The sequence below is a fragment of the Bacteroidota bacterium genome (assembly GCA_041658205.1).
Classification (GTDB): Bacteria; Bacteroidota; Ignavibacteria; order UBA10030; family UBA8401; genus UBA8401.
Genome location: JBBAAO010000004.1, coordinates 34,639 through 54,837 on the forward strand (window position 1 = coordinate 34,639; position 20,199 = coordinate 54,837).

The following is a 20,199-nucleotide window of genomic DNA, read 5'->3' on the forward strand; positions in this document are numbered from 1 at the left end:
GAAATCGGCTTCACTCTTTGGGTCGGATGGGTGTCTCCCCTGACGGTTCGTAGTTAGCAATAATAATCCCTGTTGTCGAAACTTCGGTTCTAACGAGTCTAAAAGTGCTAATTGGCGTACCGGGTCCAAATAGATGTTGGCCACTCCCGATTACTACCGGGAAGGTCAAGATGTAAATCTTGTCAATCAATCCTTCGACAAGAAGTGGTGGATAGAGTGAAGCGCTGCCTTGGATGAGTAGGTCGCGACCTTCACTTGCCTTTAGTTTCTTTATATCATCTATTCCGCGAAGTCTGAATGTGTTATCCCAAGCAAAAGTATCTTCTCTGTGCGTCAACACATACTTGTTTGCTTTTGCAATACCTTCGGCGATGACAAAACCTTTTGTGTGATGTGGCCAATAGCCGGCAAATACATCGTAAGTTTTACGGCCTAAAAGCAGGTCGAAGGGTGCTCCAAATATGCTGTCATAAACTGCCATAGCCTTGTCATCCCAGAACGCTGGGGACCAGCCCTGCTTAAAGTAGTCAGATGGCGTGTTCGGATCTTGGATAACACCATCCATCGTTTGACGGACTGCGAGAGTAATCTTTCTCATATCAATTCTCCTAGAATCAATTGTGCGATTTGAATTGGCGCGACGCCGGCATCTGCACTGGCAAGCCCCACACGAACGTGCTTCAACAAATCATTCCATCCAGGTGCGCCTAACGGACTGGAGCTAACCTGCGTGGTAACGTTTCAGCGCGCCGCGATTGTTTTTTAATTTGCTGATAACTGTTTGTATCGTAAGTTGTCATTTGAGAACTCAGCACTCAAAACTCAAAGCGCGTCGCGGTTACCACGTCAGGTTGAGCGACTGGTTAGGCAACATGGGAGCCTATGTTAAATATGTTATGAATTCTTTTACACTTTGGGCAATTATCTCATCCTTCTGGCTTTGATGATCCCAAAATCTAACAGTACCATCGCACACTCTAAGATAAAAATTGCCGTTATAATCTACTCCGATTATACACGCTTCTTTCTTCTTCCACCATGATGCCGAAAGAGGTCGCCAATCCTTCTCTCTAATCAATAAAACAACATTGAATTGTCGATCCTTTATTATAAAAGTATTTTTGTAATAAAGAGTTAAAATGGCTTTATCAATTATGTCCAATTCATTTTCCATGTTGCCTAACGGACTGGAGCTAAGTTGCGTGGTAACGTTTTTACGCGAACGCGACCTTGATTAATTTGCTGAAAACTGTTTCTGTCGTATGTTGTGCTTAAATATTTCAACTTTGAATACAAAAATCGCGTTCGCGGTTACCACGTCAACTTGAGCGACTGGTTAGCCCGCGCAACTATTTTTTTAAACGCTACACTGCTGGCGGTTGGCGTAAGCCACGTTTAATTGAACAACAATTTTTGAAGGTTAAAGAACTGTTTATTTGTTTTTTTATTTTACAACAAAACTCAAATTGAACTGCAAAACTTGAGCAACATTTTATTTTGCCGCCAGCAGAGCGGGCTAACGGACTGGAGCTAAGCTGCGTAGCGACGTTTTTACGCGGACGCAACTTTGATTAATTTATTTAAAACTACCGCTGACGTATGTTGCGTTGAATTTTTACAACTTTGAATAACAAATTTGCGGCCGCGGTCGCTACGTCAGCTTGAGCGACTGGTTAGCCAGCCTGACTAAAATATTTTTTAATGACCAACTGAACTTGTTGCACCCCCTCATCGGATAGTATTACCGATTTCGCCTTTGTTTTTGGATCACTGATAAAACCTTTCGCGTGTAACCTGTCTAAAACATTCCAATCGTACGATTTCCACGATCTTTTTATTTCGCTGTCCTTAAAACTCGTTAGGTGTAACAATGCCAAAACGATTTCATCTACTTTTGATTCGTCTATATTCATTGCTTCCTCCAAACTTTTTAAGGCTGGCTAACGGACTGGAACTAAACTGCGTGCAAACGTTCCAGCGCGGTGGGTTGTGTTTTAAAATTGCTGATAACTATCGCTGCCATAAGTTGTTATTTGAGAACACAACACTCAAAACTTAAAGCGCGCCGCGGTTTGCACGTCATGTTTGAGTGACTGGTTAGGCGGCAAATTATAAGGTTGGCGCAATTACCGCCATTGCTTCTGCCGAAGTTCTAACCGGAATTATCTCGAATCCCACTATATCCTTCCATTGGTCGGTCCATTTTGAAAACAGTGCATAATCTTCCGTTTCGATCAATTGAAAACATTTCGTGAATTCTAAATCAACCCAACTTGATACATAATTCAATCCCTCCGGTAACATCCTTCCTCGTTCTTTCGATCGTTGGTAAACAGCTTTTGCGCCAACCGTTTTGAATTTTTCGTAAACCATATATAACATTGTTCACCTTCGTAGAATATTTTTATTTGCCGCCTAACGGACTGGAACTAAACTGCGTGCAAACGTTCCAGCGCGCTGGATTGTGTTTTTAAATTGCTGACAACTATCGCTGTCATAAGTTGTCATTTGAGAACTCAACACTTAATATTCAAAGCGCGTCGCGGTTTGCACGTCATGTTTGAGTGACTGGTTAGCCCGCTAAAACTATTTTTTGAAACGCTACACTGCTGGCGGCTGGCGTAAGCCACGTTGAATTGAACAACAACTTTTGAATGTTAAAGAGTGTTTATTTGCTTTTATTGATTTTACAACAAATCTCAAATTGAACTACACAACTTGAGCAACATTTTATTTTGCCGCCAGCAGAGCGGGCTAACGGACTGGAACTAAACTGCGTGCAAACGTTCCAGCGCGTTGGATAATGTTTTTATATTGCTGATAACAGTTCGTATCGTAAGTTGTCGATTGAGGACACAACACTCAAAACTTAAAGCGCGTCGCGGTTTGCACGTCATGTTTGAGTGACTGGTTAGCCCGCTAAAACTAATTTTTTGAAACGCTACACTGCTGGCGGCTGGCGTAAGCCACATTTAATTAAACAACAATTTTTGAATGTTAAAGAACTGTTTATTTGTTTTTTTGATTTTGCAACAAATCTCAAATTGAATTACAAAACTTGAGCAACATTTTAATTTGCCGCCAGCAGAGCGGGCTAACGGACTGGAGCTAAGCTGCGTTGCAACGTTCCAGCGCGTTGGATTAAAAGTTTAAAATAAAAATGTGCTTTCGTATCGTAAGCTGTATTTAGAAATCTCAACACTCAAAAACTTTTGCGCGGCGGCGGTTGCAACGTCTGCTTGAGCGACTGGTTAGCCCGCTGGACATTAAATCTATTAAAAACAACCTGCCTGTTTTAACACATCAATTAACTTCCATATTGGTAAATCTAATGAAATATCTAACTTCATTTTGAAATGAGTTTCAAGTGAATTTCGTAATTCTTGTTCGCTGTACCCAAATACATCATATACTGTTGCTTTGTCAGAAACAAAGTACGGTTGATATTGGGAGTCTGGTTCAATAACATTGATTAGAATATCTAGTTCTCGTTTACGCTTGAGAGTCTCCGTTTGATCTTCATATGTATATTTTTCGTTCATCGTTCTTTGCCAGCGGGCTAACGGACTGGAGCTAAGTTGCGTGGTAACGTTTTTACGCGAACGCGACCTTGATTAATTTACTGATAACTACCGCTACCGTATGTTGTGTTTAGAAATTTCAACGTTGAATACAAAATTCGCGTTCGCGGTTACCACGTCAACTTGAGCGACTGGTTAGGCGGCACAATTACTTTCTAGAAAATAATTCTCCATCTGCATCAAGCGCACCTACTCCCGCAAACATTAAAGTATCCTGGCCATTAAATTCTACTGCACTATTCCAAGTATTAGTATTTGAGAATATTCTAAACATTACAAGACCACTATCAGGATACGATGGCCAACGTTTATCCCTTCGAATTGAGAATACTCCCTTTTGAAAAACAGTATCCCTTTTATAAATTTCAAACGTACTATCACGATAATAAATATGTTTTACTGTATACCCTACACTCTTTGGTGTTATGACGGATCCACCACCATAGCTCGCAATCCAATCCCAAATACCAAATATTAAATCTTTGCGTTGCTGTTGGTGTACAGATGTTATCGATACAGATAGAATGCCGGTAAAATTATTAGAGCGAAATCGAATAGATTTTATCGAACCAGAAAGTGATCTATCAATTATAATAGATTTAGTGCCGGAAATAGTATCTTCTCGAAGTATTACACTCTTTGAATCATAAAGTGAAATAATTACTCTACCATTTGCATAACTGACTGAGGAAACATTAATAATGATACTATCAGTACTGAATGATACTATGTGTATTGTATCTTTAGTATAATCAACTCCATTAACCACGTTCAAATAATAACCAGGAAGATTTACTGTAGTTATAGACGTCGTAGGAGATGCGATATTCACCTGTTGAATTATCGTAGATTTTTCATCGCAACCAAAAATGATCATTGCAAATAATATTCCAACAAAAATAATCTTCTTCATATTGAATTGTAATTGGTAGATACTTATTTTGTGCCGCCTAACGGACTGGAGCTAAGTTGCGTGCAAACGTTCTAGCGCGCTGGTTGTATTTTTAGATTAAAAATGAGCCTGCGTATCGTAAGTTGTCATTTGAGAACTCAACACTTTCGCCAAAGAGCGACGGCGGTTTGCACGTCAACTTGAGCGACTGGTTAGGCGGTAGCGCTTGATTAATGTGGCAAAATAAATAAATGCTGATATTATCACACTGTTAAAAATATATTTGATTGGATACGATATTAACACACCGAACCAAGAGTAGCCGATAATTGCGCCAAGATACATCCCTTCTGAATCGGCTCCGTTTGCGAGTAAGTATTCAGGGTTTCGCTTCAACGTTAAAGCAACCATATCGGTAGAGTATTCTGTATTAATGAACGTCACATAAACAAAAGACAAAACACCAATAACAAAACCTGCCATTGTTATAGAGTAAATATTTGTAAGCAATCTTTTTTTATTAGTGATATCAAATTTCAAATACTTTTTAAATTCATAATTAATACCGATTACAGATAAGAAGCAGAAGAAAAACATTAATACATCATTTGAAAATGAATGCCAATGAAAGTGTCTTTTGAGTGCGTAGTATTGCATCAGTATTAAACTGAACGATACCAGTGAATTAAGCATTGAGTATTTAACTACTATTTTCCACATTTTAATGTTGTTTCGCTACCGCCTAACGGACTGGAACTAAACTGCGTGCAAACGTTCCAGAGCGCCGGGATTGATTTTAAATTAAAAATGATACCGCGTATTGTAAGTTGTCATTTGAGAACTCAACACTCAAAGCTCAAAGCTCAAAGCGCGTCGCGGTTTGCACGTCATGTTTGAGTGACTGGTTAGCCCGCTAAAACTATTTTTTGAAACGCTACACTGCTGGCGGCTGGCGTAAGCCACGTTGAATTACACAACAACTTTTGAATGTTAAAAAACTGTTTATTTGTTTTTTTTGATTTTACAACAAATCTCAAATTTAACTACACAACTTGAGCAACATTTTATTTTGCCGCCAGCAGAGCGGGCTAACGGACTGGAGCTAACCTGCGTGGTAACGTTCCAGCGCGCGGGATTCTGTTTTTAAATTTAAAATCTACTTTCGTATCGTAAGTTGTCATTTGAAAACTCAACACTCAAAACTCAGAGCGCGTCGCGGTTACCACGTCAGGTTGAGCGACTGGTTAGGCAGCAAGTTGTTTTATAATTGATAAACAGCGCCAATATTTAATGAATAATGAACACGATCCGAGTAATTAGTGTAATGCTTCCAAGCAATGTCTAAATCAATTTGAGGTAATACTTTTAATTGAAAACCAATTCCCAACGTATGCACAAAATAATTCTTATTAGGGAATTGAATGCTTGAATTAAACTCAGAAGAAGATAAATCGGACCACGTAACTCGAACTAAACCAATTCTTTCAATTACATATCCACCACCAGAAGAGAAATATACTCTAAAATTATCGTCGGGAAGATCAAACAGCTTAAAATCAACAAATAATCTGGTTATTTGAGATGCTTCGCCAGTTGAATGTTCTACTCTATTTTCTGGAATCATTACTTCAGGCGAATAACGATTGAAAGAATAGTAATTGAATTCGATTGTTGGTGTGATTGACAATTGGTTTGTTAAAATATATTCAAGTCCAAAACCAGCATTTATACCAACATTCCAATTTGGATACAGATATGTTGTTTCATCAATAGAACCAAGCTGTGTTGGCGAATTGATACCGGAGTATATTACAACCTTGGGTTGAGTAAATACTGAAAAGGACAAGAGAAAAAATAAAGTTAATATTCTCATTAAATATTGCTTCCAGTAATTCTTGCTGCCTAACGGACTGGAGCTAACCTGCGTGGTAACGTGCCAGCGCGTTGGATTGTGTTTTTAAATTTAAAATCTGCTTTCGTATCGTAAGTTGTCATTTGAGAACACAACACTTAAAACTCAGAGCGCGTCGCGGTTACCACGTCAGGTTGAGCGACTGGTTAGGCACGCTTTAACTAATGCTTATTTTCAAATGTAATTGAATTTGATGAAACGTATTCTCCTCGCAGCAAGGTAGTGAGCGTGTTTAATTCCTCTTGATATTTTGTTTTGTATTCTGCATCAAAACCATAGCAACATAACCGATCTGGTTTTTGAAACCTGTATTTTAACATTATTGTATATTTTCCTGCTGGCAATTCTCTGAAATCATACATCCAAAGTTTCACTGGAGAATAATCAATAGTCTGACGTTCTGGTACACTAATTACATCATCTCTATCAGGGAATATTTTTTCACCTACACAATCAGTTCTCATCATAATTCGAGGAACTATTGTTCCCTTGCTATCTTTGACTATAGCCTCGATTGGTTCAATACATTCAAAAACACGAAGCAACGTGAACGAAATGTCTGAATTATTTTGCATCGAAGCGTGAAGAGTAAGAAAACCTTCTCTAAATGTATAACAATCCAATTTTAACGTTAGAATTGGCTGTTTTGTATTTTCTTTTTCTATTGCCTTATGGTAATTTTCAATATCGTTGGTGGATTCCACCCAAGGAACCTTTATCATTGCGTTACAAATGATTGTTTGGTTCAAATCATAAATTATCACTGTATCCGTTTGAGTTATGTATAAAAGACCATTAATTCTTAGAATGTGTTTGCCCATTGGTACATTATCAATGACATAATTACCATTTCCATCTACTAAGCTTCCAAGATTTTCATTTAGAAGATAAACTGAAAAAAGCTCAAATGATTTTTGGCCATCTTCAAGTTTCAAAGTACCCTTTATAGTCGCTGATGACCCACAACAATAGATCATACCGAACAATAATATTACTTTCTTTAATTTTGACATATTCATTTAAGCGTGCCTAACGGACTGGAGCTAAGTTGCGTGGTAACGTTTTTACGCGAACGCGACCTTGATTAATTAATTTAAAACTGTTTCTGTCGTATGTTGTGCTTAAATATTTCAACTTTGAATACAATAATCGCGTTCGCGGTTACCACGTCAACTTGAGCGACTGGTTAGGCACGCAGCAGATCATTTTAGCAAATACACTTTTTTTGTAATACTACCACTTGCAGTTAACAAACGTAAAAAATACATTCCTGAAGATAGATTATTCCCTTCCAATATTATATTATTCAAACCACTGGAAGAAAATCGCTCATAAACACTCATCTTCTTTTGACCCAAAATATCGTACAAATCGATTCGGACGTTGGAACTTGTTGGAATTGAATATTGAATAGTTGTATTTGGATTAAATGGGTTTGGATAAACAACCAAACTTAAATAATATGTATCAATAATATTATCATGGTTTTTGTCAACCTTTGTGATTATACGTTTCCCATTTATTACAACTTCTGTTAGTACTAAATAATAGAAAGCACCTTCTAATCTATACCACCCAATACTATCGATTAAATATTGATAAAAAGAACAATCAACACAACTCCTTCCATAAACAAATCCCCACGAACGTCTTTCAACGTTAAGATATGTGGTTAATTTATTTTCGATACATTTACGAAAATAACCTCCCTTATCAAAAAACATATAATCTTTGGGCGCAGTAAAATCGTAATACAATATTTCCAATGAATCATACTTGGAGTAATGATATACCTTGCTATCTTCTTGTCTTAAAAACATTGTATCAGGATGTCCAATTGAACAATACACAAGTTTGTAAACTTTTCCGTTAATAAGCTCTTCGGATACAACTTTTATTTTCCCATGGGTATAGAGAGTACCAAATGTCCATTCATTACCTATATCAAGGGGTAAATATCCTGTAGTCTGCGAATTAAGGAAGACTATAAAGAATAAATTCAATTTTATTATTTTATTAATCATTTTCGAATGTATTTTCTGCGTGCCTAACGGACTGGAACTAAACTGCGTGCAAACGTTCCAGCGCGCTGGATTGTGTTTTTAAATTGCTGATAACTATCGCTGTCATAAGTTGTAATTTGAGAACTCAACACTTAAAACTCAAAGCGCGTCGCGGTTTGCACGTCATGTTTGAGTGACTGGTTAGCCCGCTAAAACTATTTTTTGAAACGCCACACTGCTGGCGGCTGGCGTAAGCCATGTTGAATTGCACAACAACTTTTGAATGTTAATGAACTGTTTATTTGTTTTTTTTGATTTTACAACAAATCTCAAATTGAACTACAAAACTAGAGCAACATTTTATTTTGCCGCCAGCAGAGCGGGCTAACGGACTGGAGCTAAGCTGCGTTGCAACGTTCCAGCGCGTGGATTAAAGTTTTAAATTTAAAATGGTGTTTCGTAACGTAAGTTGTGTTTAGAAAACTCAACTTACAAAACCTGAGCGCGTCGGCGGTTGCAACGTCAGTTTGAGCGACTGGTTAGGTTGCAGTTAAAAATTCCCGAATATTGCACCCACAGTTACTCCGTAAATATCGAATCTTCTATTAAACTCAAAGAATCCTCCCAAATACATTCCGAAATATTGAAACCTGAGTTCTAAATCTAATTCCAATATATTTGTTGTATACTTCTCTGATATAATCTCATAATCATCGTCAAATGGTCTGTAAAAGATAATTTTACCGCGTTTTATCTTTTCGCCATTTCCTATACCATATTTCCCAACAACAAATAATTCGGGTAGATTACGAAAGGGTTGAGTGGAAACACCAATTAAACCAGAATATGAAGTAATCTTTTCGGGGGGTTCAAATATCGATGGTTCATTATTGATAGTTCTATCAATTTTAATATGAAGGTAATACATGCTTAATGAAACACCAAGCCGTGCCACCGTTCCGCCGTCGTGGTCTTGGAAACCTCCTTGAGATAATCCAATTCCCATATTTCCATATACCACTAATTTTTCTGAGTCTTGGCAAAAGACATTTGTTATTACAACAATCAGTAAGAGAAATGATTTCATAGTTTGAGGTTTTCTGCAACCTAACGGACTGGAACTAAGCCGCGTGGTAACGTTCCAGAGCGCGGGATTGTGTTTTTAAATTGCTGATAACTGTTATTATCGTAAGTTCTCATTTGACAACTCAACACTCAAAACTCAGGGCGCGTCGCGGTTACCACGTCGGCTTGAGTGACTGGTTAGGTGCCACGTTATTTTATTTTGAAGTACGATGATATTTCTGGTTCGAGATCAACATCCGTATTCACGCCAAACAATATTTTGGGCTTCAGAATACCATCGCACAATATTACTCCAACTATTTCAGTAGATTTAAGACGTTCGAACTTAAAACTTCTCTTTGAATACTTCACTTCAATAATTTCCGCACTAGACATTACCATTTTTATATTTTTTGATTTTAAGATATCCTTGAGATTATTAGCGTAATATTGAAAATCGCTAACAACTTCTTCAATGCCTGAATCTTCATATTTGGCAAGACTATCAAACTCTGCTTGGTTAGGACCATAAAATATTGCCACTTTGCCGGAATAAACTTCCGAATTATGCTTTGTCCGTTTTTGAGCTACAAGGACAATGTTGATTAGTACGATTAACACTAGTATTGATTTTGTTGTATGCATATTTCGTGGCACCTAACGGACTGGAGCTAAGTTGCGTGCAAACGTTCCAGCGCGCCGGCTATATTTTTAATTAAAAATGAACTCGCGTATCGTAAGTTGTCATTTTAGAACTCAACACTTTCGGCAAAGAGCGACGGCGGTTTGCACGTCAACTTGAGCGACTGGTTAGGCAGCCTGTTTTAATTAATATTTACCACTTGACTATATGTCAGATATGACATATCTTAATTATGTATGAGCAATGATCATAAACCACTTGCCTGGTTACATGGTGAAGTAAAAACTCCGCCAATGTCACAAGCTGCAAGAATAGAAACTGGATTCCTACTTCGCAAACTGCAGCGTGGTGATTTGATCTCGCTTCCTTGGTCTCGTCCTATGCCATCAATTGGACCACGCTGCCATGAATTACGAATAACTGATGAAACTACAATTTGGCGGTTAATCTATCGTATTGATCCGGATGCAATTGTCATTCTTGAAATATTTAAGAAAAAGACACAACAAACACCCAAAAATATTATTGACCAATGTAAAAAGCGAATTCGTTTATATGACGCTCAATAAACAACAGGAATTATCTATGGAAAAGAACAAAAAACAAAAACTGGAAGCAGCCGGCTGGAAAATTGGAAGTGTTGATGAATTTCTCAATCTCAACCAGCAAGAATCCGAATATATTGAACTAAAGCTCTCGTTAAGTAAAAACCTTCAAAAACGTCGCCGTTTATTAAAATTGACTCAAAAAGACTTTGCAAAAATGATAAAGTCTAGTCAATCTCGTGTTGCAAAAATGGAATCCGGTGATCCCACTGTTACGATTGATTTATTGGTGAAATCATTACTAACCCTAAAGGCACCGAAGAACTCTCTCGCACGAATTCTTCCTCGATAAAACTTTCTTAAAGGCTGCCTAACGGACTGGAGCTAAGTTGCGTGGTAACGTTTTATCGCGGCCACGAAATACATTTTGTGAATTGCTGATAACTTGTGCTATCGTATGTTGTGTTCTCGTTTTTCAACATTCGATTGAAATCCAACGCCGCGGTTACCACGTCAACTTGAGCGACTCGTTAGGCAACACGCGAGCTTGTTGAACAATTGCCAACAATTACAACTGAACTTTCTTCTTTAAGTGATTGCTTATTTTGAACAACTTTTCCTGACTTCGACCCCAATTGTTGGCAATTGGATGATTTATGAATGCAGGTGTCGTAATTTCGTTTTATGCTTTTTTGGAATTACACCACTTTTGCTTCGTGTTGCCTAACGGACTGGAGCTAAGTTGCGTGGTAACGTTTTTACGCGAACGCGACCTTGATTAACTCGCCAACAACTGTTTGAATCGTATGTTGTGCTTAAATATTTCAACTTTGAATACAAAAATCGCGTTCGCGGTTACCACGTCAACTTGAGCGACTGGTTAGGCAACAAGGAGATTAATTCATTACTCCTCCTCTTTTTCTACCAGTTCGTAATAATTCTCGTGTTTTAATATTGAATGTACATTCTTCTTCTATAGTTGGTGTCACTCCACCTTCTATTAACTCTTTAAATTGGGGGTGGTTCTTAGGTGTTGCCTCTTCTTCAGAATCAGTATAAAATGTTATTACAAAATTAGTATCAATTGATATGGGTGTTGAATAAGAACAAACCAATATTGACTTTCGAGTTGATAAATCAACAACATCGAGGCCACGATCTGGCCCAGTTCCTAAATCGAGAAAGAGATATTTATCCTTTAAGCCTTTGAACCATTCTCCCATCTCAGCACCATTATAAATTGGATTTGCGAGATAAATTACCGCACTATCAGCATAAACATTTACATCGTTATATACTTTGATGATATCGCCGGCAAATTCATTTTGTTTCAGTATAACCACACTGTAATTTGGATACTTAAAAAGTGTGCCCAGTGAGTCTTGATAAATATTTGGTTTATCGGTTCCCTCAAACTGAACTTCATTATTATTCTCACTCGATTTCTCAAAGAGGATTACTTTTATTGTGTCGAGTGTTTGTAATATGGGATTTTCTAAAATAAAAGAATCTTTTAGTAATGAGTCCTTTTTTAAACTATTCATTTGATTTTCAGATCGATCCTTTGTACTACACCCAACAATAATTAAGGACAGGATTAATGTTGTTCTTATTATTTTACTCATAAGGTATTGTTCAAATGTTTCTTCTTGTTGCCTAACGGACTGGAGCTAAGCTGCGTGCAAATGCTCCAGCGCGTTGATTATGTTTTTAAATTTAAAATCCTGTTTCGTAACATATGTTGTAAGTTGATTACACCACACTTAATATTTAAGAGCGTCGGCGGTTTGCACGTCAGCTTGAGCGACTGGTTAGCCGGCAAATCCAAATGTATGCGTTGTATTCTTACTGTCGCACTGTCAAAATGATAAAATTCACCATTGAACTTTTGTTTCGTCGAATCTGTAAAATACACTCCAAATATTTTTGCGTAGATTTTTACACTGTCAACATTTTCGAGAATATTTGGGATGTTGATTTGAATTGATGCAACCGGAGGATTAATTGGATCTGGATTTTCTGGAACACTTGAAAAATCGGTTGTATCAACAAAACTATTAATAGAGATAATCTGATTTGTGACTCGACCATAACTATGACGAAAATAACCGTCTAAACCATAGTTTAATTGAGTAATCATAACTGAATCATTACGGTAATACACTTTTGCACTGCAATTTATTTTATTAAGAACAAACTCTGGTGTTTGTGTTGATTGAACAAGGTTTGATTTATCACAACCTACAATTGCAAAAAAAAATACGACGTAATTAAAATACTTTTTGTACATATACGATCTTGCTTTTTGCCGGCTAACGGACTGGAGCTAACCTGCGTGGTAACGTTCCAGCGCGCAGGATTATATTTTTAAATTTAAAATCTACTTTCGTATCGTAAGTTGTCATTTGAGAACTCAACACTCATAACTCAGAGCGTGTCGCGGTTACCACGTCAGGTTGAGCGACTGGTTAGGGCGCAGAATTTGTATTATTTATTTTCAAGTAATATTTCACCATCCGATTTAACGATATACATTCCATTATCACTGAAAATGTAGTGTGGTAATCTTGGTCTTTGGCTCAAGACAAAAAACACATCCGTTTCAACCGGTGTTTTAATAATTATATGCGAATGCATTCCTGCCATTGCACCTTCTACTGGCTGTGGCATCATAATTACAGATTTATGTAATCTTGTTATTCTCAAAATATTTGAACCATCTTTTGAAACTATATAGCGAACATCACCACCTAATGGCGTTTCTTTGTTGTTTGTCTTAGCAGGAATGTAATAAACCAAAATATTTTGTGATGTATCGGGAAAAACATAGTAATTATAAGTTAAATTTTGTTTACCAAAATCTAATTTTGTCAATGTAATCGCTTTTGAAGCTCGCATTAACCAAGAAGAATCACGTTTGCCTTCTTTATATTCTTTCACCGATAATATCTTCATCATTTTTGATAGACTTATTTCATAAGCTATGATAAACGAATTTTGATCTTGCGATGATTTCCCAAAATATACTGTCCACACAGAATCATTATCTTTCGCAAGAAATTGGCCTAACCTTTCATTGTCTGGATGATACGTCACTAACGTATCTGAAGCCAACCAACAAGAAACGTCATAATTATATAAATCATATCCCCGAGAAGTAATATTGGCAAGTTGAGATTCATACTGATGTGAATATTTTGTCATATTCTGATTACTACAAGAACATAATATAAATATGGTTATTATTGTTGGGATGATTGTTTTCATTGTTTTCCTGCGCCCTAACGGACTGGAACTAAGCCGCGTGGTAACGTTCCAGAGCGCCGGGATCAGTTTTTATATTTAAAATGTGCTCTCGTATCGTATGTTATCAATTGATAACTCAACACTTAAAACTCAGGGCGCGTCGCGGTTACCACGTCGGCTTGAGTGACTGGTTAGGCGCACTAAATATTTTGATAGATATTTTTTTTGTGGAACAAATGTAAAATGAAAATTGGACTATACGATACTGCAATCTTGATCCATTGATTCTCTTTATTTAGCTGTAATTCACTTTTCCCAACAAACCGTCCAATAGAATATTCTACAATTCTGTACGTTCCACTAATTAACCCATCTACAGCAGAAATAAATTCATCAAATTTTTGTTGATTCCAACAGGGAAACCAGGATGCACTCAAACTTTTGGTTGAAAGAAACAATTCATCGTCCTGTAGGTTTATACTAATCCCGAACTTTAAGCCTGCCTGAGGTAAAATGTTTAATTCAGCATCAACATTTGGATGTTCGAGAATCAATTCACTATCAAGATTGGGAAATCTCGTTCGAATAATGTCTACAGCCTTCACAAATATTTCTTTTTCTTTCTTCATTAAGTGCGCCTAACGGACTGGAGCTAAGCTGCGTGGCGATGTTGTACCGCGGACGCAACGTTGATTAATTTTCTGATTACTACTGCTGACGTATGTTGTGTTGAACTTTTACAATATTGAATAACAAAATTGCGGCCGCGATCGCCATGTCAGCTTGAGCGACTGGTTAGGCAACATGCGAGTTTGATGGACAATTGCCAACAATAATAACTGAACTTTCTTCTTTAAGTGACTGCTTATTTTGAACAACTTTTGCTGACTACAACAACAATTATTGGCAATTGAATGACTTCTGAATGCTGGTGGTATAATTTCGTTTAATGCTTTTTTGCAATTACACCGCTTTTGCTTCGTGTTGCCTAACGGACTGGAACTAAACTGCGTTGTGACGTTGTGTCGCGGACGCGAGCCCGATTAATTTGCTGATAACTGTTTGAATCGTATGTTGTGTTTAGAAATTTCAACTTTGAATAACAAAATCGCGGACGCGGTCACAACGTCAGTTTGAGTGACTTGTTAGCCCGCAACTAATATTTTTTCTTGCGCTATACTGCTGGCGGTTGGCGTAAGCCACGTTTAATTGAACAACAACTTTTGAAGGTTAAAGAACTGTTTATTTGCTTTTTTGATTTTACAACAAAACTCAAATTGAACTGCAAAACTTGAGCAACATTTTTATTTTGCCGCCAGCAGAGCGGGCTAACGGACTGGAGCTAAACTGCGTGCAAACGTTCCAGCGCGCCGGTTGTATTTTTAAAATAAAAATGTGCTCGCGTATCGTAAGTTGTCATTTGAGAACTCAACACTTAAAACTCAAAGCGCGTCGCGGTTTGCACGTCATGTTTGAGTGACTGGTTAGCCCGCTACACTATTTTTTGAAACGCTACACTGCTGGCGGCTGGCGTAAGCCACGTTGAATTGAACAACAACTTATGAATGTAAAAAAACTGTTTAATTGTTTTTTTTGATTTTACAACAGAACTCAAATTGAACTACACAACTTGAGCAACATTTTATTTTGCCGCCAGCAGAGCGGGCTAACGGACTGGAGCTAACCTGCGTGGTAACGTTTTTACGCGGACGCAATGCCGATTAGCTCGCCGATTACTAAATATGTTGTATGTTGTGTTTAGATATTTCAACATTGAATACAAAAATTGCGGCCGCGGTTACCACGTCAGGTTGAGCGACTGGTTAGGGCGCACATATTATGGTTACTTCTCGCCATACGAAGTTTTAATTGACAATAATCGTCCAATGTCTCGCATGACATTAATATTCTCAAATGCAAAATCAGATCTTGAAGAACGCTGGTCAACATTATTTTCAATCAACATATTATATGATAGCAAATTTAATTGCCGTGAAGCACTCATTATATTTTTTAATGACGGTAGACCAAATACCAAACGAACCACTGCAAACCAAAGAATTACATGTGTCTTTGAGACAACCTCAGCTGATTTTGATTTTATTTCAGACGATATCTCTTTATCAAATGATGCATTTGCAAGCTTTGCCTGATGAAGAAGTAACACATTACTAATTCCGCTGAGAGTTTTTTTCAATTCTTGTGAAGGAATAATAATACGAGTAAGAATAATTTGACCAATTACATAAACGAGAATACCGCCTAAAACTGTAAATATTAGAGTATCCATCAATTATCCTTTTGTGCGCCCTAACGGACTGGAGCTAAGTTGCGTGGTAACGTTTTTACGCGAACGCGACCTTGATTAATTTGCTGATAACTGTTTGAATCGTATTTTGTGTTTAGAATTTTCAACTTCGAATACAAAAATCGCGTTCGCGGTTACCACGTCAACTTGAGCGACTGGTTAGCTGGCATTTATGGAACAATAATGACTTGACTATTTGAAAATACTAATCCAGTAGTGTACATCTCATAAGAATTAGCAAAGGGATTATAATTATAATAGTATCCCCCGCTACGTGGTGCGGCAAATGCTAATGCATATAATGTAGAACCACTGGACAATTCATAGCTTGTTTTATAGTCTTCATTAAAGGCAAATACACTCGAAAATGATGTTGAATCTGCTGGAACACCAACATATTGACTGAATAAAAAGTTTATTGTAGCAGACGTTGTAAAAGGTTCTTTTGAAAATAATATCCTGATTATCCTATTAAGAGAATCGGCACTAGATATTTTTCCTTTGGCAAACACTGAAGTGTTATTACTTGATTGAGTTAATTTAAACTCAATAATTGTTGTTGGCGGTATTTGTGACAACCAAATTCTATAATAAAGGAAAAGAGTGCCTCCCCCAACAAATTGTACTCCATATTCTTTATAAGTTATGTATCCAGGTTTTGAAAATACTATATCATATATACCCGCCGGCACACCGCTTAATTTCCAAGTCCCATTAGGTAACGATTGAGTAGAATATTGTCTTCCATCTAATGTAATTGTTACACCGCTATTATCTTTAAGTACTTGCCCATTGTCGGAATATAAAAATATGTTGCCTGCAATATCACCATACATCGTTGGGCCTGCAGGCCCCGGGTCACCTTTACATCCTGTTGAATAAACAATTAATACAATTATTAAGATTATGTTTTTCATGAGTATTCCTAGGATGTATATTTAATGCCAGCTAACGGACTGGAGCTAAGTTGCGTGGTAACGTTTTTACGCGAACGCGACCTTGATTAATTAATTTAAAACTGTTTCTATCGTATGTTGTACTTAGATATTTCGACATTGAATACAAAAATCGCGTTCGCGGTTACCACGTCAACTTGAGCGACTGGTTAGGGTGCAATTGCGATTCTATGCTTGAGAATATTTATTTCTCTTAAAGTATAAATCGGTAAAATCACTAAAAGAAACCTGATAATTAATTGACCATTTTCTTTGGAAATTGGTATTCCCTCGACTAAGCCGTAATCTAATCCATCAAAAATCCCCCTAAACATTAGAATGCCACCTATAAAAGTGAATGCAAAAGGAAGTAAATACACAGCAATTATAACCACACTGAGATTTCGCCATTTAATGGCTAAATCATTCAATCCAATTTCATTACAGAGATGCTTTATAAAAAGTGCAAACAAGTAGAATGACAGAATTGATAATGAAATAGCAATAGCAAGTACGTTTCTAAAGAGTTCTAAATCTCGTGTTGTTACAACGACGATAAAAGTTAATGAATGAAATACAATGAAAACCCAAAGTGCCAGTAAGCAATTGTATAATATCTTAAACTGTTTTGATCCCTCAATACCATAGAACAACAATAACGATCCTAGGATAAGAGTATTGCCAAATGTTCGGAAATGGTAATGAATGCCACTCAACGAATGAAGTGAAATAAATATTATACCGGCAAAAGACAGTATCGTAAACCATTTTAATGTGTCAGTATCAAGTTTAGTGTTCATTCAATTGCACCCTAACGGACGGCAGCTAAGTTGCGTTGCAACGTTCCAGCGCGTTGGAACGGTTTTTAAATTAAAAATGCTATTTCGTAACGTATGTTGTGTTTAGAACTCTCGACACTTGAGTGAAAGCGCGCCGCGGTTGCAACGTCAATTTGAGCTGCTGGTTAGCCAGCGTGTATTTATTTTGTGTCAACGCTGTCTACTGAATTACTTACTCCCTTTATTTTATATAGATACTCTTTATTGGGAGACCAATTAGTTCTATGTGTTGCGAACTGATATTCAGCATCAATCGCTGGCAGAATCTTCGTCCAAAACCGAAACAGATGATATTCACCATAACTTCCCACATAACCAATTTTCGAGTTCCAACAGTGGTTATCAAAATCACTATACGAAACAATACTCCATTGAAGTGAATCTGGAGTACTGAATGTTGGATATTCACCCCTCAGAATAATTCGTGAACCTTCCGGACATCGTGGTATCGGTGAGCAACACCATAATATTGACAATATCCCAATTACAACTATTTTCATTTTGGTAAATGCTTATTCACGCTGGCTAACGGACTGGAGCTAAGTTGCGTGGTAACTTTTTTACGCGAACGCGACCTAGATTAATTAATTTAAAATTACCGCAATCGTATGTTGTGCTTAAATATTTCAACTTTGAATACAAAAATCGCGTTCGCGGTTACCACGTCAACTTGAGCGACTGGTTAGGTTTCATTTCAATCCGTCGTTTAAATGTTTGACCATCTTTCGCAGTGAAACTAATATTTTTTCCTTTTTACTTTCTTCAGACGTTGTATATTTTGATAATATATTACAGATCCTTACCATTTGTCCAGTAGCAGTTGATTCATAGGCTTCATATACTTTACCCGCTCGTCTTCCATATTCACCAACAACCTCAAAATGGTAAATTGTTCCATCCAAACCGCCTGTAGACCTATTTTCATATCTTGTATTCAGTGTCATTTTGTATAACACTTCTCTTATTGAGTTTGCGTCTTTAATATCAATTACTTTTTTATATACCAAAGTATAATTTTGATGAGGATCATAAATAATATTTTTTTCTTCTAATCGGTGTAATTTATTATAGATATTTTCTTTTGACTGTATCAAATAAACAATCATCGTGTCAGTTTCATTTTTCCGTACAATAAACACTGCCCATTCTTTTTGAAATGCTGGAATACAAATCATCGCTACAATGGGGGATCCAGATAATTTTGAATAATATTGTTGTGAAACAATATTGTAATAGTCATAAAAGTCATTTTGAAACCCAAATGGACTATCCTCGGGTGATAAATGTGATTGACTTTGAATATTAGTAAATATTAAAAACAATAATAGAATCATAGATAGTTTAATTTTATTGCTCATACTGATATGCCTGTTTAAATGAAACCTAACGGACTGGAGCTAAGTTGCGTGGTAACGTTTTTACGCGAACGCGACCTTAATTAATTTGCTGATAACTGTTTGAATCGTATGTTGTGTTTAGATATTTCAACTTTGAATACAAAATTCGCGTTCGCGGTTACCACGTCAACTTGAGCGACTGGTTAGGCGCCACATATTGTGATACAGTATTTATGAACACAATTTAGATTAGAACAATTCGATCTGGCATAACAAAAAGAAATACTCTTTTTGCAGTGAACTTAAACTGCCGAATAGTTGATATTAGTTCATTAATTTGATTTTCATAATTTAATTCAAATTCAGGAAACGGTTTTAACGGTTCAATTGCAATTATCAATGTACAATCGCTGTAATCTTTCGCTGCTTTCTTTTTACAAACTGAAATAACTTCTGGAATTAATAATTTAAGTTCATTACCAGGATTAACAATTTGAACTTCCCCATGACCCTTTTCAACAACTAACTGGGAATCATTGGCCTCAAGTTGACCATTTTGCGGAACCGTCATTTCAATTTTATCCACCTGTTTAACAGATTCATTGAAGACAAGCGCATCATATCCCTGACTTCCTAAAACAGGTTGTATAAGATAACTGTCAGGGTACATCTTAATTGAGAAGAGACTTAATGGTACAATTTCGTCCAAGAATTCTTTGTAAAGACCTTTCTTAAAAATACCGTAATTCATTTCTACTTTATTAGCTCTAACATTGTCTTTAAGATTGATTACAAACTCACGTAAAGCCGTGGGAGATCTTCTTTTTTCTATTTCTACGGCAGCAATCATCAATTATAGTTTATTACGTACTTCACTGATTAGTGGCGCCTAA

Annotated in this window: 24 protein-coding genes; 2 read left to right on the top strand and 22 right to left on the bottom strand. The window is 36.9% G+C overall.

Annotation, left to right across the window (positions count from 1 at the left end; genetic code table 11):
* Positions 1–10: 10 nt before the first annotated feature.
* From WDA22_17220 to WDA22_17275, 12 genes are all read right to left on the bottom strand, one after another.
* On the bottom strand, positions 11–598 hold the full coding sequence (locus WDA22_17220) for a dihydrofolate reductase family protein (GenBank protein ID MFA5835223.1): 588 nt from the start codon (positions 596–598) through the stop codon (positions 11–13).
* 282 nt (positions 599–880) lie between these two features.
* On the bottom strand, positions 881–1,174 hold the full coding sequence (locus tag WDA22_17225; protein MFA5835224.1) for a hypothetical protein: 294 nt from the start codon (positions 1,172–1,174) through the stop codon (positions 881–883).
* Between the two features lie 499 nt (positions 1,175–1,673).
* Positions 1,674–1,913 (bottom strand): DUF6429 family protein, encoded by a 240-nt coding sequence (locus WDA22_17230; protein MFA5835225.1) that lies wholly within the window; start codon positions 1,911–1,913, stop codon positions 1,674–1,676.
* Between the two features lie 196 nt (positions 1,914–2,109).
* A complete protein-coding gene (locus WDA22_17235; protein ID MFA5835226.1) occupies positions 2,110–2,382 on the bottom strand; it encodes a DUF3303 family protein in 273 nt (90 codons plus the stop codon).
* 893 nt (positions 2,383–3,275) lie between these two features.
* Positions 3,276–3,542: a hypothetical protein gene (locus tag WDA22_17240; GenBank protein ID MFA5835227.1), complete on the bottom strand. Its 267-nt coding sequence runs from the start codon at positions 3,540–3,542 to the stop codon at positions 3,276–3,278.
* A 187-nt stretch (positions 3,543–3,729) separates the two neighbouring features.
* Positions 3,730–4,494: a hypothetical protein gene (locus tag WDA22_17245; protein ID MFA5835228.1), complete on the bottom strand. Its 765-nt coding sequence runs from the start codon at positions 4,492–4,494 to the stop codon at positions 3,730–3,732.
* Between the two features lie 174 nt (positions 4,495–4,668).
* Positions 4,669–4,956: a hypothetical protein gene (locus WDA22_17250; GenBank protein ID MFA5835229.1), complete on the bottom strand. Its 288-nt coding sequence runs from the start codon at positions 4,954–4,956 to the stop codon at positions 4,669–4,671.
* Positions 4,957–5,734: 778 nt separating this feature from the next.
* Entirely contained in the window at positions 5,735–6,346 is a 612-nt protein-coding gene (locus WDA22_17255) for a hypothetical protein (GenBank protein ID MFA5835230.1), read from the bottom strand.
* Between the two features lie 200 nt (positions 6,347–6,546).
* Positions 6,547–7,320, bottom strand: coding sequence for a hypothetical protein (locus WDA22_17260; protein ID MFA5835231.1), 774 nt, complete (start codon positions 7,318–7,320; stop codon positions 6,547–6,549).
* Between the two features lie 267 nt (positions 7,321–7,587).
* Positions 7,588–8,409 (bottom strand): T9SS type A sorting domain-containing protein, encoded by an 822-nt coding sequence (locus WDA22_17265; GenBank protein ID MFA5835232.1) that lies wholly within the window; start codon positions 8,407–8,409, stop codon positions 7,588–7,590.
* Between the two features lie 529 nt (positions 8,410–8,938).
* Positions 8,939–9,475: a hypothetical protein gene (locus tag WDA22_17270; protein MFA5835233.1), complete on the bottom strand. Its 537-nt coding sequence runs from the start codon at positions 9,473–9,475 to the stop codon at positions 8,939–8,941.
* Positions 9,476–9,663: 188 nt separating this feature from the next.
* Positions 9,664–10,098, bottom strand: a complete 435-nt coding sequence (locus tag WDA22_17275) for a hypothetical protein (GenBank protein ID MFA5835234.1) — start codon at positions 10,096–10,098, stop codon at positions 9,664–9,666.
* A gap of 234 nt (positions 10,099–10,332) precedes the next feature.
* Between WDA22_17275 and WDA22_17280 the strand changes: the two genes are divergently transcribed.
* Positions 10,333–10,665: a type II toxin-antitoxin system RelE/ParE family toxin gene (locus WDA22_17280; protein MFA5835235.1), complete on the top strand. Its 333-nt coding sequence runs from the start codon at positions 10,333–10,335 to the stop codon at positions 10,663–10,665.
* Between the two features lie 16 nt (positions 10,666–10,681).
* Positions 10,682–10,993: a helix-turn-helix transcriptional regulator gene (locus tag WDA22_17285; GenBank protein ID MFA5835236.1), complete on the top strand. Its 312-nt coding sequence runs from the start codon at positions 10,682–10,684 to the stop codon at positions 10,991–10,993.
* Between the two features lie 544 nt (positions 10,994–11,537).
* On the opposite strand, the gene WDA22_17290 is transcribed toward WDA22_17285, so the two are convergent.
* The 10 genes from WDA22_17290 to WDA22_17335 all read right to left on the bottom strand — a co-directional run bounded on the left by WDA22_17290 (position 11,538) and on the right by WDA22_17335 (position 20,156).
* Complete coding sequence (locus tag WDA22_17290) at positions 11,538–12,266, bottom strand: hypothetical protein (protein MFA5835237.1); 729 nt, start codon at positions 12,264–12,266, stop codon at positions 11,538–11,540.
* Between the two features lie 77 nt (positions 12,267–12,343).
* Positions 12,344–12,781: a hypothetical protein gene (locus WDA22_17295; GenBank protein ID MFA5835238.1), complete on the bottom strand. Its 438-nt coding sequence runs from the start codon at positions 12,779–12,781 to the stop codon at positions 12,344–12,346.
* 347 nt (positions 12,782–13,128) lie between these two features.
* Positions 13,129–13,908 carry a hypothetical protein gene (locus WDA22_17300; protein ID MFA5835239.1) on the bottom strand — a complete coding sequence of 260 codons (780 nt, stop codon included), beginning with the start codon at positions 13,906–13,908 and terminating at the stop codon, positions 13,129–13,131.
* Between the two features lie 179 nt (positions 13,909–14,087).
* A complete protein-coding gene (locus tag WDA22_17305) occupies positions 14,088–14,516 on the bottom strand; it encodes a hypothetical protein (protein MFA5835240.1) in 429 nt (142 codons plus the stop codon).
* A 1,214-nt stretch (positions 14,517–15,730) separates the two neighbouring features.
* Entirely contained in the window at positions 15,731–16,177 is a 447-nt protein-coding gene (locus WDA22_17310) for a hypothetical protein (protein ID MFA5835241.1), read from the bottom strand.
* A gap of 188 nt (positions 16,178–16,365) precedes the next feature.
* Complete coding sequence (locus WDA22_17315; protein ID MFA5835242.1) at positions 16,366–17,112, bottom strand: carboxypeptidase-like regulatory domain-containing protein; 747 nt, start codon at positions 17,110–17,112, stop codon at positions 16,366–16,368.
* Positions 17,113–17,300: 188 nt separating this feature from the next.
* Positions 17,301–17,930 carry a hypothetical protein gene (locus WDA22_17320; GenBank protein MFA5835243.1) on the bottom strand — a complete coding sequence of 210 codons (630 nt, stop codon included), beginning with the start codon at positions 17,928–17,930 and terminating at the stop codon, positions 17,301–17,303.
* A 179-nt stretch (positions 17,931–18,109) separates the two neighbouring features.
* Positions 18,110–18,469, bottom strand: coding sequence for a hypothetical protein (locus WDA22_17325; GenBank protein ID MFA5835244.1), 360 nt, complete (start codon positions 18,467–18,469; stop codon positions 18,110–18,112).
* A 189-nt stretch (positions 18,470–18,658) separates the two neighbouring features.
* Positions 18,659–19,327, bottom strand: coding sequence for a hypothetical protein (locus tag WDA22_17330; GenBank protein MFA5835245.1), 669 nt, complete (start codon positions 19,325–19,327; stop codon positions 18,659–18,661).
* Between the two features lie 223 nt (positions 19,328–19,550).
* On the bottom strand, positions 19,551–20,156 hold the full coding sequence (locus WDA22_17335) for a hypothetical protein (protein ID MFA5835246.1): 606 nt from the start codon (positions 20,154–20,156) through the stop codon (positions 19,551–19,553).
* Positions 20,157–20,199: the final 43 nt, after the last annotated feature.